12 protein-coding genes are annotated in these 14,288 nt (G+C 64.8%); 8 read left to right on the forward strand and 4 right to left on the reverse strand.

The window, feature by feature from the left end:
• Positions 1–91 precede the first annotated feature (91 nt).
• Genes AB4M76_RS05095 through AB4M76_RS05105 form a run of 3 tightly spaced genes read right to left on the reverse strand, consistent with a single transcriptional unit; the run spans position 92 to position 4,856 of the window.
• Positions 92–3,133 carry an efflux RND transporter permease subunit gene (locus tag AB4M76_RS05095; protein WP_368440723.1) on the reverse strand — a complete coding sequence of 1,014 codons (3,042 nt, stop codon included), beginning with the start codon at positions 3,131–3,133 and terminating at the stop codon, positions 92–94.
• 33 nt (positions 3,134–3,166) lie between these two features.
• Positions 3,167–4,315, reverse strand: a complete 1,149-nt coding sequence (locus tag AB4M76_RS05100; protein WP_368440724.1) for an efflux RND transporter periplasmic adaptor subunit — start codon at positions 4,313–4,315, stop codon at positions 3,167–3,169.
• Positions 4,302–4,856 carry a TetR family transcriptional regulator gene (locus AB4M76_RS05105; protein ID WP_368440725.1) on the reverse strand — a complete coding sequence of 185 codons (555 nt, stop codon included), beginning with the start codon at positions 4,854–4,856 and terminating at the stop codon, positions 4,302–4,304. Before AB4M76_RS05105 ends, AB4M76_RS05100 begins: the two co-directional genes overlap by 14 nt.
• Before the next feature lie 224 nt (positions 4,857–5,080).
• On the opposite strand from AB4M76_RS05105, the gene AB4M76_RS05110 reads away from it, so the two are divergent.
• Both AB4M76_RS05110 and AB4M76_RS05115 read left to right on the forward strand, forming a co-directional pair.
• A complete protein-coding gene (locus tag AB4M76_RS05110; protein WP_368440726.1) occupies positions 5,081–5,779 on the forward strand; it encodes a GntR family transcriptional regulator in 699 nt (232 codons plus the stop codon).
• A gap of 136 nt (positions 5,780–5,915) precedes the next feature.
• Positions 5,916–6,878, forward strand: a complete 963-nt coding sequence (locus tag AB4M76_RS05115) for a dihydrodipicolinate synthase family protein (RefSeq protein ID WP_368440727.1) — start codon at positions 5,916–5,918, stop codon at positions 6,876–6,878.
• Positions 6,879–6,940: 62 nt separating this feature from the next.
• Here AB4M76_RS05115 and AB4M76_RS05120 read toward each other — a convergent pair whose 3' ends face one another.
• Positions 6,941–7,969 (reverse strand): Ldh family oxidoreductase, encoded by a 1,029-nt coding sequence (locus tag AB4M76_RS05120; RefSeq protein ID WP_368440728.1) that lies wholly within the window; start codon positions 7,967–7,969, stop codon positions 6,941–6,943.
• 105 nt (positions 7,970–8,074) lie between these two features.
• Here AB4M76_RS05120 and AB4M76_RS05125 point away from each other — a divergent pair, with 105 nt between their 5' ends.
• The 6 genes from AB4M76_RS05125 (at position 8,075) to AB4M76_RS05150 (ending at position 14,266) form a co-directional block, all read left to right on the forward strand.
• A complete protein-coding gene (locus AB4M76_RS05125) occupies positions 8,075–9,592 on the forward strand; it encodes an aldehyde dehydrogenase (NADP(+)) (protein WP_368440729.1) in 1,518 nt (505 codons plus the stop codon).
• A gap of 228 nt (positions 9,593–9,820) precedes the next feature.
• A complete protein-coding gene (locus AB4M76_RS05130) occupies positions 9,821–11,056 on the forward strand; it encodes an NAD(P)/FAD-dependent oxidoreductase (RefSeq protein ID WP_368440730.1) in 1,236 nt (411 codons plus the stop codon).
• A complete protein-coding gene (locus AB4M76_RS05135) occupies positions 11,053–12,054 on the forward strand; it encodes a 4-hydroxyproline epimerase (RefSeq protein WP_368440731.1) in 1,002 nt (333 codons plus the stop codon). Before AB4M76_RS05130 ends, AB4M76_RS05135 begins: the two co-directional genes overlap by 4 nt.
• A gap of 16 nt (positions 12,055–12,070) precedes the next feature.
• Positions 12,071–13,297, forward strand: coding sequence for an aconitase X (locus tag AB4M76_RS05140; RefSeq protein WP_368440732.1), 1,227 nt, complete (start codon positions 12,071–12,073; stop codon positions 13,295–13,297).
• The gene (locus tag AB4M76_RS05145) at positions 13,239–13,778 is read left to right on the forward strand and encodes an aconitase X (protein ID WP_368440733.1); all 540 of its coding nucleotides are present in this window, start codon (positions 13,239–13,241) and stop codon (positions 13,776–13,778) included. The genes AB4M76_RS05140 and AB4M76_RS05145 overlap by 59 nt, the downstream gene beginning before the upstream one ends.
• Complete coding sequence (locus tag AB4M76_RS05150) at positions 13,775–14,266, forward strand: metallophosphoesterase family protein (protein ID WP_368440734.1); 492 nt, start codon at positions 13,775–13,777, stop codon at positions 14,264–14,266. The genes AB4M76_RS05145 and AB4M76_RS05150 overlap by 4 nt, the downstream gene beginning before the upstream one ends.
• The last annotated feature ends 22 nt before the right edge of the window (positions 14,267–14,288 follow it).

A 14,288-nucleotide genomic window follows, 5' to 3' on the forward strand; every position in this document is an offset into this window, starting at 1 on the left:
CAGATCCTTAGATGCAGCTTGACCCGAAAGGTTCCCGGAAATGTGTGTGTTGTGCTAACGCCCTCCGCGCATAAGGGCACCCCCCTGAAGGCTACTTCGCCCGAATACGGAACAAGATCGCATAGAGCACCGGCACCGCGAGGAGGGTGAGGATCGACGCATAGGCCAAGCCGCCCATGATCGTCACCGCCATCGAGGCAAAGAAAGCGTCCGGCAGCAGGGGGATCATCCCGAAGATCGTCGTGCCGGCCGCAAGGATCACGGGCCGCAAACGGCTGACCGATCCGTCAACCACGGCCTTGTAATCCGGCACCCCATCGGCGCGCTGCTGGTCGATCTCCTCCACCAGAACAATGGCGTTTTTCATCAACATGCCAGAGAGCGAAAGGAAGCCCAGCAAGGCGGTGAAAGTGAAGGGCAGCCCGGTAAACAGCAGGCCCAGAACCATCCCCGTGACGGACATGGGCACGACGAGCCACAGGATGAGCGGCTGGCGGACTTTGTTGAACATCAGGATCGAGATGGTCAGCATCACCAGAAAACCCAGCGGCAGCTGTTTGCCAAGGCTCGCCTGCGCGTCCTGCGCGCTTTCAAACTCACCGCCCCATTCCATCGCATAGCCATCGGGCAGGGGGATCGCCTCGATATCGGCCCGCACACTGCGGAAGGCTTCGTCGGCGGTGAGGTCGCTGCGCGCGCCGCCCAGAACGGAGATGGTCCGCTCGCGGTCGCGCCGGTGGATCAGCGCTTCGACCAGACGTGTCTCAAACCGCTCGACCAGATTGGTGATCGGCACATAGGCGCCCGCCCCGTCCGACCAGACCGAGAGGTCGCGCAGCCGATCGACCCCGTCGCGCGCATCTTCGGGAAGGCGGAGGCGGATCGGGATGACCTCATCATCTTCGCGCAGATCGCCGACCCGCAGACCGGAACTGCCGTATTTGATCGTATCGGCAATCGCGCCACGTGTGGCGCCGGCCAGCCGCATGCGGGATTCATCGACAATCGGCTCGACAAGGATTTCCCGCTGCCGCCAGTTGGTGCGGGGATCGGTGATCGTGCCGGCCTGCGCATAGACTTCCATCGCGTCATCGGCAAGCTGGCGCAGGACAACCGGGTCAGGCCCGGAGAACCGCACCGCCACATCAGCACCAGAGGGCGGGCCAAAAACGATCTGCTCGACCCGGATCAGCGCATGGGGGAACTCATGCGGCAGAACCCGGTTCAGCCGGTTCGCGATGGCGGGGATCACTTCGGCGTCGTCGACCCGGACGATGAGCTGCCCATAGCTGGAATCGGCCTGCTCGGGGTTGTAGGTCAGCATGAAGCGGCTCGCGCCGCGCCCGACCAGCGTGGTCAGACCGGTCACGTTGTCTTCGGCCAGCAGCATCTCTTCGAGCCGCCGCATCTCGGCATCGGTGACGTTGATATCCGTCCCCTGCGGCATCTGGACCTGAACATAGAATAGCGGCGTGTTCGACGCGGGGAAGAACGCCTGTTTGACCTGACCAAAGGCCATCACGGAGCCGACGGTGATGCCCAGGATGATGATGACGACCAGCACCCGCATCCGCAGCGCCAGCCAGAGAACCCCGCGATACATGCCGTAGAACGCGCCGCGATAGGGATCGTCCGAGGCATTCTTTGGCGCCCGCAGCAGCAGGCGGCCCAAATAGGGCGTCACCGTCACCGCCAGCGCCCAGCTCAGTAGCAAGGAGATCGCAATGACCGCGAAGAGCGAGAACAGGAATTCGCCGGTGGCATCGGGCGACAGACCGATGCCGGAAAAGGCCATGATCCCGATCACCGTGGCCCCCAGCAGCGGGATCGAGGTGGCGGTTTCCGTTTCCGCGGCGGCGTCTTCGGCGCTCTTGCCACGGGCCATGCCGATGACCATGCCTTCGGTGATGACGATGGCATTGTCGACCAGCATCCCCATGGCGATGATCAGGGCGCCAAGGCTGATCCGCTCCATCGCGATGCCGAAGGCCGACATGAAAAACAGGGTGGAAAACACCGTCAGGCCCAGGGTGGCGCCCACCACCAAGCCCGCGCGCCAGCCCATGGTGAGCATCAAGGCAGCGACCACGATGCCCACAGACTGCGCAAGGCTGACCAGAAAGCTTGAAACGGCCTGATCCACCACGCGGTGCTGTTCGTAGACCGGGATGACTTCCACATCACTTGGCAGCTTGGCCTTCAGTTCCTCCAGCCGGGCCGAAACCGCGTCGCCGACCTCGACCACATTGCGGTCGGTGAGGGCGGAGACACCAAGCGTAAAGGCGGTGACACCGTTTTGCCGGATGATCTGGCTCGGCTGTTCGGCTTCCTCGCGGGTGACCCGTGCAATGTCGGATATGGCGATCTGCCCGACCTGTCCGGCCCGCCCGATCCGAAGCTCTTCGATCCCCTCCGGGCTGACATAACCGGGTGGCACAGAAAGGCTGATCCGCGCCGGGCCTTCGGTGATTTCGCCATTGGTAAAGACCTGATTTTCATCCGCAAGAATGCCCAGAATCTGGTTCGGCGGTAGGCCCAGCTCGGTCAGCCGCGAGGAGGAGACGGATATGTCGATGACCTCTTCGGTAAGCCCCTGAACCTCGACCTTGGCTACCCCATCGACGGTGACCAGCCCCAGCCGCAGGGTCTTGGCCAGATCGCGTTGTTGGGTGGGACTGAGCCCTTCGGTGGTGACGGCGTAGAACATGCCGTAGACATCGCCGAAATCATCATTGATGATCGGCGGCTGCGCCCCGGCGGGAAGCTTGCCCTGCACGTCGCTGATGCGTCGGCGCATCTCGTCCCAGACCTGCGGAATCTCATCCGGGCCATAGGTCATCTCAATCTCGACGGTGATCTGCGCCATGCCGGGCATGGACTTGGATTCCACCCGGTCAAGTTGCTTCATCTGCTGCAGCGCGTTTTCCACCACATCGGACACTTCCTCCTCGACCTCGACCGCCGTCGCGCCGGGGTAGGGCACAAAGACAAGCGCGGTTTTCAGGGTGAAGTTGGGGTCTTCAAGACGCCCCACCGTGTTCAAACCCCAGTAGCCGCCCAAAAGGCAAAAGATGATGGCGAGCCAAACAGCGACAGGGCGTCTGATGCTCGCACGTGAGATGCTGATTGCCATAGGTCTATCCAAGTCCCGCTAAATGTGACGGGATCAACGCCCCGCGACTGTCACTGTCTGATTGTCGCTCAACCGCCACCAGCCGCCAGAGACGACCATTTCGCCCGCCTCAAGCCCGTCCAGCACGATAAAGTCGTCATTGACCGGAAGCCCCAGCCGGATCGTGCGGCGGGTGACGGTTTGCGAGGCCGGGTCATAGATCCAGGCCGAAGGGTCGGTCCGGCTTGTCGTATCCACGGCTGAAACGGGGATAATATAAGACGGCTCAGGGTTCTCGACCGAGGTGGTCGAGATCCGCACATCCGCGGTCATGCCCGGCAGGATGCGGGGGTCGATCTCGCCCGAAATGGCGAATTCCACGTCATAAGTCTGGGCGGTTGGATCGGCATCGGTGGCAAAAGACCGAAGCACCAGCGGCGCGGTATAGCCCGGCACCGCGGGGAAGGAGGCGACGATCTCATAGGCGTCAGGCGCCATGCGTCCGACGGCGGCAAGCTCTTCCGACATGGAGATCAAGACCCGCATTTCGCTGATGTCCTGCAAACGGGCCACCGGTGCTGCGGAGGTGACGTTGACATATTCTTCGACAAAGGTCCGCGCGACGATCGCATCGAAAGGGGCGACGATCCGGGTCTGGTCATAGCGCCGCTTGGCCTCGCGCAGGGAGACATCGGCCTGCGCGAATTGCGCCCGCGCCGAGTCGAGCCGCGCATCGGCGGCGACCCCGCGTTCGGCCAGGCTCGTGGCGCGTTTCAGTTCTGAATCGGCAAGGGCATGAGACGCCTGCGCGCGGTCGACCGCCAGTTCAAAATCGGTCTGATCAAGCTGGGCGATCAAATCGCCCTCGTCCACATGCGAGCCCGGTTGCACCGCGATGGAAATGATCTGCCCCGGCACCTGAAAGGCGATATCGACGGTGCGAACAGGTTTGACCCGCCCGGTCACAGAGCGGGATTGGTTGACCATGCGGCTGACCACCTCGGTCACCTCAACGGTCATCGGCTGGTCAGTCGCCGCGCCGGTCGCGCCTTCTGCGCCGCCCTGTTCGGCAGGCGCGTCTGTTTGTGCCCAGAGGCCACCGGATGCCCCCGGTATGACAGTTGCGGCAAGGGTCATCGCAGCGGCGAGCGCGGTCACAGCCGCCAGCCGTTTCCAGCTTGGATTGGTTTTATTCAAGTTCATCGATCATTGTCCTTAGCCGTTCAACGACGCTTTTTCGTACCTGCGGGCCCCCGTCTGGCAGGGCCAGCAGGTCTTGGAACCGCAGACCTTGCAGCGCAAGGACAACGATCATCGCGGTTGCCCTGTCCTGCGTTTCAGAAAGGATAACCTCTATCTGTTCCGATAATTCAGCTCGCAGCGGGTCCAGCAACTGCGGGTCCGACGCCGCCGCCGCGAGGATCGCCATGGAGAGGTCCACATCCGCTTCCCGCATCTTCAGGATCGCTTCCAACTGCCCGCGCAGACAGCGCGAGGGCAGGTCTTGGGGAAGGGTTTCAACCAGCTCACGGTGGGCCGTCAGCATTTGATTTAACAGGCCAGAGAGCAGCGCTTTCTTGCTGGGAAAATTGTAAAGCACACCGCCCTTGCTCAGCCCGGATTCGCGGGCCACCGCATCGATCGTTATCTTCCCGGCCCCCTCGCGCGCAGCAATGGCCCGCGCGGCCTCGAGAATTCTCAAGGAGGCGTTTTGAGATCCGGCTGGTTGTTTGGCCTTGTTCACACTGTACCGTCTGGTCGGTTTAGGTTGGGCATCTCTTAGGGTGCTGCACGAAGTGGGTCAAGAGTGCGCGGGATGACGCCGGCCTGACTTGGGGGCAGGACGAGGCGCTTGGCTCGCTGTAGCGCGCGCACGCATGGCCCTTCGGCCGCGACGGGCAGAGCGCAACATTGTAGTTTCACGAGCGAACGGCTAGGTCTTGAGAGTCCAGTTCCCAAGGGTTTCACATGAGCAGCACAGCAAAATCATCAGAGCGCAAACGGGGCTCTGGGGCGCAATATGTCTATTCGGTCTTGCGTGATGAAATCCTTGATCTGACCTTGGCGCCGGGCAGTCCGATTGACGAAATCCGCCTGTCCGAACGGCTTTCGATGTCGCGCACGCCGATCCGGGAGGCTTTGGTGCGGCTGGCGAGTGAGGGGCTGGTGACCACCTTACCCAATCGGTCGACGGTCGTGTCCAACATCGATTTTATCAACCTGCACACTTTCTTTGACGCGATGACCTTGATGTACCGGGTCACCACGAGGCTGGCCGCGCAGTTTCACACGCCTGCGGATCTGGCCGCGATCCGGCTCCGGCAACAGGATTTCGCGGCGGCGGTCGAAGCGCAGGACGCGCTGGCGATGATCGCCACCAACCGCGAGTTCCACGCCGAAGTGGCGCGCGCCGGGCGCAACCCCTATTACGAGGCGCTTTGCCTGCGGCTGTTGGACGAAGGCCGGCGCTTGCTGCGGTTGTATTACCAATCCTTCGACGACCAATTGCCGCGCGAATATGTTCAGGAACATGAACATCTTATCGCCACGCTGGAGGCCCGCGACGTGGAAAAGGCGGATGCTTTGGCCAAGACCCATGCGGATCAGATTGTGCATCAAATCCAAGCGCTGATCGCGCGCGACCGGCGGCAACATATCGAGCTTTGAATCTGTGAAACGGCCCTAACAGGCCGGGTCTCTCACGGCTGATTTTTTTGTCGACAAGTAAAATACAATAGGTAAGATATGCGTAATGCCTTGGCGCAGCACCATGCTGCGTTCGGTTTCTATGATGGAGCACCCTATGACCTCGACGATCTTTTCCGGCTGTATTCCAGCCCTGATGACCCCCTGCACCGCCGACCGTAAGCCAGACTTTGACGCGCTGGTGCGCATGGGCAAAAAGCTCATTTCCGACGGTATGAGCGCGGTGGTCTATTGCGGTTCCATGGGCGATTGGCCGCTTTTGACCGATGCCGAGCGGATGGAAGGCGTCGAGCGTCTGGTCGAAGCAGGCGTGCCGGTCGTGGTTGGTACCGGGGCGGTGAACACCAAACTGGCGGCCGAACATGCGGCCCATGCGCAGAAAGTGGGCGCCAAGGGGCTGATGCTGATCCCGCGCATCCTGTCGCGCGGCTCTTCGGTGGCGGCGCAAAAGGACCATTTCAAAACCGTGCTGGCGGCAGCGCCTGACCTGCCTGCGGTGATCTACAACAGCCCCTATTACGGCTTTGCCACCCGCGCGGATCTGTTCTTTGCCCTGCGCGCGGAACATTCGAACCTTGTCGGGTTCAAGGAGTTTGGCGGCGCGGAGGATCTGCGCTATGCGGCGGAGAACATCACCAGCCAAGACGACGACATCACGCTGATGATCGGCGTCGACACCACGGTCTACTACGGTTTCGTCAACTGCGGCGCGACGGGCGCGATCACCGGGATCGGAAATGTGCTGCCACGCGAAGTGCTGCATCTGGTGGCCCTGAGCCAAGCCGCTGCGGCGGGGGATGCGGAAGCACGCCAGCGGGCGCAGGAGCTTGACGCGGCGCTTGGGGTTCTGTCCTCTTTCGATGAGGGGCCGGATCTGGTGCTTTACTATAAACATCTGATGGTGCTGGAAGGCCATGCAGAATATGAGCTGCATTTCAACGAGACAGATGCGCTTTCCGAGAGCCAGCGCGGCTATGCCGAAGCGCAGTACAAACTGTTCCGCAGCTGGTACGCCGATTGGTCGCAACAGGGCGGCGCGGTGGCCAAATACGCGGCCTGATCGCCCCTTCGACGTCTCCCCGTCGGACCGGCCCACCGCGGAAGCGGTGGGCCTTTTTCATGTCAGACCGCGTCGAGCCCTTGAGCCAGCAGACGATCAAGGCTTTCCTTTTCCGTGGTGGTGAGCGGAATACCCTGCGCACGCGTTTCCGCGCGGGCTTTGAAGCGGCGCTGCGAGGGCAGCCTCGCGCCCTGGCCGAGGATCGCCCCGAACAGCTGTTCGGCGCGGGCCATCGGATCACCGGGGCGACCGGCGGCGAAACGGGCGGGGTCAAAGACGATGACCAGCTCGCCATGCGCGGGCGCGAGGCTGAGCGTGCCAAGCGCGTCGCGCGCCTCGGGGCTGGTCAGATCGCCGATCATCACCGCCGCCAGCAGTTCGATCATCGTGGAAATGGCCGAGCCCTTGTGGCTGCCGAAGGGCAACATCGCCCCGGCAAGCGCGGCTTCGGGGTCGGTGGTGGAGGTGCCGTCGGGCGCAATCGCCCAGCCCTCGGGCAGGGGGGTGCCGGCGCGGCGGTGCAATTCGATCTCGCCTCGCGCCGCGACGCTGGTGGCAAAGTCAAAGACATAAGGATTGGTCTCTCCGCGTGGCCAGCCAAAGGCAAAGGGGTTGGTGCCCATCAGCGGCTCGGTTCCGCCAGACGGGGCGACGCTGGCATAGCTGGGACACATGGCCATCGCCGCCAGCCCCATGTCGGTCAGGGTCTCGATCTCGGGCCAGAGGGCGGCGAAATGGGTGCAATCATTGATCACCATCGCGGCGATCCCGGTGGCGCGGCAGCGTTCGGCCAGCACCGGCGCGCCCGCTTCGAAGGCCGCGTTGGAAAAGCCGCCGCCCGCGTTCACCCGCACGATGGCACTGTCGTCAGAGGTCACCTGCGGCACCGCGTCCGGCACCACTTTACCCGCTTTGATGGTCCGCAGGCAGCCTTCGATGCGGTAGATGCCATGCGATTTGCAGGCGTCGCCTTCGCCCGCCACGATCACCCGGGCCAGGGCTGCCGCATGCAGCGGGGTCAGGCCGCCGGTTTCGAAAATCCGCATGACGATCGCGTGGAGTTCTCCATGGGTGAGGGTGGTATCGGACATTTGAATCCTCGTCAGCTTGGGTTGTAATTTTGCATACATACTGTATCCAATGCTGCAAAGACGCAAGCTGGCACCCAGCCGCGAACCGAAAAGAAAGGATTCCCTATGGCCTTCACCCCTCACGGCAAACATCTGATCGCTGGTGACTGGATCGCCACCGACGACCGCTTCAGCTCCAGCCCCGCGCATGGCCCGGCGCATGAGTTCTCCGTCGGCAGCGTCGATCTGGTGGATCAAGCCTGTGAAGCGGCAGAGGCGGCCTTTTGGGACTATGGCTATTCCAGCCGCGCCACGCGGGCGAGGTTCCTCAATGCCATCGCCGATGAGATCGACGCCCGCGGCGCCGAGATCACCGAGATCGGCAGTCAGGAAAGCGGCCTGCCGGAAGCCCGGCTTGAGGGCGAGCGGGGCCGCACCGTGGGCCAGCTGCGCCTGTTCGCCACCCATATCGAAAAGGGTGACTACCTCGACAGCCGTTTCGATGCCGCCATGCCCGACCGCCAGCCCGCCCCGCGCCCGGCGATCACCATGGTGCAGCGCCCCATCGGCCCGGTGGCGGTTTTTGGCGCGTCGAACTTCCCGCTGGCCTTCTCGGTGGCGGGCGGCGACACGGCGGCGGCGCTGGCGGCGGGCTGCCCGGTGGTGGTCAAAGGCCACTCCGCCCATCCCGGCACCGGCGAGATCGTGGCCGAAGCGATCCATGCGGCGATTGAAAGCTGCGGCATGCCGCGCGGGGTTTTCTCGCTGATCCAGGGCGGCAACCGGGCTGTGGGGCAGGCCGTGGTGCAGCATCCGCTGATCAAAGCCGTGGGCTTTACCGGCAGCCTTGCCGGGGGCCGGGCGCTCTTTGACCTCTGCGCCGCGCGGCCCGAGCCGATCCCCTTCTTTGGCGAGCTGGGCTCGGTCAACCCGATGTTCATGCTGCCCGCCGCGATGGAGGCCCGCGCCGAGGAGCTGGGCAAAGGCTGGGCCGCCTCGCTGACCATGGGCGCGGGGCAGTTCTGCACCAATCCGGGCATCGCCGTGGTGATCGAGGGCGCCAGCGCCGACAGTTTCGTGCAGAGCGCGGCCAAAGCCTTGGAAGGCGTCGCGGAACAGGTCATGCTGACCGACGGTATCGCAGAGGCCTATTGCGCTGGCCGCGACAAGTTCAAAGCCGATCCGAGCCTGCGCCCGGTGCATCTGGCCGACAGCACCGGCCGCAGCGCCGCGCCGGCCTTGTTTGAAACCACGGGCGCCGAGTTCAAGGCCAACCCGGCGCTGCATGAAGAGGTCTTTGGCCCGCTCGGGCTGGTGGTGCGCGTGGCGTCGGTCGAAGAGATGCGCGCGCTGGCGGTTGATCTGGACGGTCAGCTGACCATCACGCTGCATATGGATGATGCAGATGTCGAGGCCGCGCAGCGGCTGATGCCGGTGCTGGAGCGCAAGGCGGGGCGTCTCTTGGCGAATGGCTTCCCCACGGGTGTTGAAGTGGTGGATTCCATGGTGCATGGCGGGCCGTACCCGGCCAGCACCAACTTCGGCGCGACCAGCGTGGGCACGCTGTCGATCCGCCGGTTCCTGCGGCCCGTGGCCTATCAGAACCTGCCGGAAGCGCTGCTGCCGGAAGACGCGGGCAAGTGATCTGACGCAGGGTAGAGCCGGGCCGCAGGCGCGGCTCTACCCGCTCCACACCGCCGCAGATGCCAAGAATACATATTGTATTCCGTCGCGATCCGCTGTTCTTTTCACCCCAAGCGCGCGCCGTTTCTTAGCTGCGCGACGGGTCCTAAAGGGGAAATCCATGCCATTTTCGAGCCTCGGCAATCTGCCTCCCGCCGCGCCCCGTCAAGACCTGTCGGGCCTACGCTGATGCAGCACGGCCCGGTGACGGTGATCGGCGCAGGCGTGGTGGGGCTCTCCATCGCGCTGGCGCTTCAGGCGCGCGGGCTGGCCGTGCGGGTGATCGACCGTGAAGGCCCCGCGGCGGGCGCCTCGGCAGGCAATGCAGGCGCTTTTGCCTTTACCGAGATCCTGCCGCTCGCCTCCCCCCGGATGATCCGGCAGGCGCCGAAATGGCTGCTTGATCCGCTTGGCCCGCTTTCCGTGCCGCCGCGCTATGCCGCCCGCATCGCGCCCTGGATGTGGCGCTTTTGGAAGGCCAGCTGGCCCGCGCAGGTGCGGGCCTCGACCGTGGCGCAGACCGCGCTGATGAAGCTCTCGCAGGCCGCGCTTGAGCCGCATCTGGCGCAGAGCGGTCTGACGCATATGCTGCGGCGGGACGGGCAGTTGCAGGTCTATGAAAGCGCGGCTGCGTTCCGCGCCTCCTTGCCCGGTTGGCAAGCGCGGGAAGAGGCAGGCATCCCCTTCACGCATATCAAGGGCGATGAGATCGCGGCCTATCAACCCGGTCTGGCGCCTGAGTTCACCCATGCGACCTTTACCCCCGAGTGGCAGTCGATCTCGGACCCGCGCGACTATGTGCTGGCGATGGCCGAACGCTTCCGGGCGGGGGGTGGCGCGATCACCATCGCCCGCGCCGAGCGGCTGGTCGCAGGCGGGGTGGAGACCTCCGAAGGCATGATGCCGGGCCGCGTGGTGCTGGCCGCCGGCGCGCATTCACATCATCTGGCCCGCAGCGCGGGCGTGAAAATCCCGCTGGAGACCGAGCGCGGCTATAACACCACCCTGCCGGACCGCGGGTTTGAACTGCGCCAGCAGATCACCTTTGGCAGCCATGGTTTTGTCATCAGCAAAGTGGGCGGCGGGCTGCGCGTGGGCGGCGCGGTGGAGCTGGGCGGGCTCGACCTGCCGCCGAACTTTGCCCGCGCCGATGCGATGCTGAAAAAGGCCAAACGCTTCCTGCCGGGGCTCGACACCACAGGCGGCAGCCAGTGGATGGGGTTCCGCCCCTCACTGCCCGACAGCCTGCCCGCGATCGGTGCTTTGCCGGGCCGCCCCGATGTCTTTTGCGCTTTCGGCCACGGCCATCTGGGGTTAACCCAATCGGCAGGCACGGCGGCGCTGATCGCTGATCTGATGACCGGCCAAGACCCCGGCATCGACCTCACCCCATTCTCCCCCGCGCGTTTCACGAGGCTGACATGACGCAACACACATTCCCCTGTATCGACGGCCATACCTGCGGCAACCCGGTGCGGCTGGTCACCGGCGGCGCGCCCCTGCTGAAAGGGGCCAATATGCTGGAAAAACGCGCGCATTTTCTGGCTGACTATGACTGGATCCGCACCGGTCTGATGTTCGAGCCGCGTGGCCACGACCAGATGTCGGGTGCGATCCTTTACCCGCCGACGCGCGAGGATTGCGACATTGCGGTGCTCTTTATCGAGACCTCGGGCTGCCTGCCGATGTGCGGCCATGGCACCATCGGCACCGTCACCATCGCGCTGGAAAACGGTCTGGTCACCCCCGCCACCCCCGGCCAATTGCGGCTCGAAACCCCCGCCGGCCGGGTCGATGTGAGTTACCGCCAAGAGGGGCGTTTTGTCGAAGAGGTGCGGCTGACCAATGTGCCGGCCTTTCTACATGCCGAAGGACTGACGGCGGAGGTCGAGGGCCTGGGCGAAGTGGTGGTCGATGTGGCCTATGGCGGCAATTTCTATGCCATCGTCGAGCCGCAAAAGACCTTCCGCGATATGGCGGATTTCTCGGTCTCCGAACTGGTCGGGCTGAGCCCGAAACTGCGCACGGCGCTGAATGCGAAATTTGAGTTCATCCACCCTGAGCACCCCGCGATCAACGGGCTGAGCCATATCCTCTGGACCGGCGCCCCGCGCGCGCCCGAGGCCGATGCCCGCAACGCGGTCTTCTATGGCGACAAGGCGATTGACCGCTCCCCCTGCGGCACCGGCACTTCGGCGCGGATGGCGCAGCTGGCCGCCAAGGGGAAGCTGAACGTGGGCGACGACTTCGTACATGAATCCATCATCGGCTCGATGTTCAAAGGCCGCGTCGAAGCGGCGGCGGAGGTGGCGGGCAAGCCCGCGATCATCCCCTCCATCGCCGGTTGGGCGCGGGTGACGGGGTTCAACACCATCTTCATTGATGAGCGTGACCCCTTTGCCCATGGCTTTGTCGTCACCTGAACGGGGGAGCCCGCCGATGGCGCAGATCATCGTCCCTGCCGAGGCTGAAGGCGCGGTGCTCGCCGCCCCAGAAGGGGTAAGCTTTTGGGGTGGCGTCGATCCGGCCAGCGGCGTGGTGATCGACGCGCATCATCCGCTTTGCGGCCAGTCACTGGCCGGCAAGGTCGTCCTGATGCCCACCAGTCGAGGGTCCTGCACCGGCAGCGCCGTGTTGCTGGAACTGGCGCTCAACGGTCATGCGCCCGCCGCCTTGGTCTTTCGCGAGGCCGAGGACATCCTGACCCTTGGCGCCTTGATCGCGGGCAAGATGTTCGACAAGCCGCTCGCCGTGCTGCGCCTCGGGGCCGCGGAATATGACCGTCTGGCGACAGCCCGCCGGGCCGAGATCACCCCCCGGATGCTGCGGACGGCGGATTGGCAGCTGCCCCTGTCGGACAGGCCCGCCTGCGATCTGCATCTGACGGCGGCGGATCAGGCGATGCGCGACGGGGCCGAAGGCGCGGCCGTGCAACTGGCGATGGAGATCATCTGCACCATGGCGCGGGCGCAGGGGGCGGCGCGGCTCGTCGATGTGACGCGGGTGCATATCGACGGCTGTATCTACGCCAGCCCCGCCAACCTGCTCTTTGCCCAAACCATGGCCGATAGGGGGGCGCGGGTGCGGGTGCCGACGACGATGAATGCGATTTCGGTCGATCACGGCAATTGGCAGGCGCAGGGGGTGCCACCGGATTTCGGCCTGCCCGCAAGCCGTTTGGCCGATGCCTATGTCGCCATGGGCGCCCGGCCCAGCTTCACCTGCGCGCCCTACCAACTGCCCGCAGCGCCCGCGCGGGGTGAGTTCATCGGCTGGTCGGAATCCAACGCGGTGATCTATGCCAATAGCGTGCTCGGCGCGCGAACGGTGAAACATCCCGATTTTTTTGACCTCTGCATCGCGCTGACCGGACGTGCGCCGCTCTCGGGGGTCTATCTCGATGCCCCCCGCGCGCCGCGCCGGGTGATCGAGGTGGAGCTGCCCGCAGGCTATGACGAGGCGATCTGGCCGATGCTCGGCTGGCTCGCGGGGGAGGCGGCACCCGATAGGATACCGCTGCTGCGCGGGCTGGGGTCGGCGGTGCCGAATGAGGACGACCTCAAAGCGCTCTGCGCGGCCTTTGGCACCACCTCTGTCTGCCGCGCCGATGCTGCATCTGGCGGGGATCACACCCGAGGCCGATCTGGCGCCGGGTCCGGAGGCTGACACGGTCCGCATCACCTCAGACGATCTGCGACGGGTCTGGCGGCAGTTCAACACCGGGCCCGCGAAGGTCGATCTCGTTGCCTTTGGCAGCCCGCATTTCTCGGCGGCAGAATGCCGCGCTTTGGACGCTGCTCTGGCCGGGCGCAGGCGCCACCCCGAGACGGCGGTGATCGTGACGCTCGGCCAAGACACGCTTGCAGCCATCACCACCGACGGCACGCCTGCGCGGCTCGAAGCGGCGGGGGTGCAGATTGTGCCGGACATCTGCTGGTGCTCGATCACGGAACCGGTCTTTCCGCCCTCGGCCAAGGTGCTGATGACCAATTCCGGCAAATACGCCCATTACGCGCCCGGGCTTTCGGGCCGCGCGGTGCGCTTTGGCAGTATCGCCGATTGTGTGGCGGCGGCGGTCAGCGGGCGGGCAGGGGCGGAGCCGCCCGCCTGGCTGACAGAAGCCGGAAAAGAAGCGGCGCCGGAATGACCCGCAGCAGCCCACAGCCTCCCCTAGACGCCTGCATCGGCGTCATTTCGGACACCCATGGGCTGCTGCGCCCCGAGGCAGTGGCGGCGCTCGACGGTGTCGGTCATATCCTGCATGCGGGTGATATTGGCGATCCTGCGCATCTGGACCTGCTGGCGCGGATGGCACCGGTGACCGCGATCCGCGGCAATATCGACCGGGGCGATTGGGCCGACGCGCTGCCGGAAACGGTGAGTGTCACGCTTTTGGGGCTGCATATCCATATGATCCACGACCGGAAGGATCTGCGGGCCGATCCGGCAGGTGAAGGATGGGACGTGGTGATCTCGGGCCATTCCCACAAGCCCGGCATCGAAGACGGCGGCACCCCGCTTTGGCTGAACCCCGGCGCCGCGGGGCCGCGCCGCTTTCGCCTGCCGATCACCCTGGCCTATCTCTGGAACGAGGGCGGCCGCCCCCGTGCCGTGATCCATCCCCTGGCGATCTGACCCACCCGCCCCTGCCGCAGCC

Source organism: Sulfitobacter sp. PS-8MA (assembly GCF_040933935.1).
Taxonomy (GTDB): domain Bacteria; phylum Pseudomonadota; class Alphaproteobacteria; order Rhodobacterales; family Rhodobacteraceae; genus Sulfitobacter.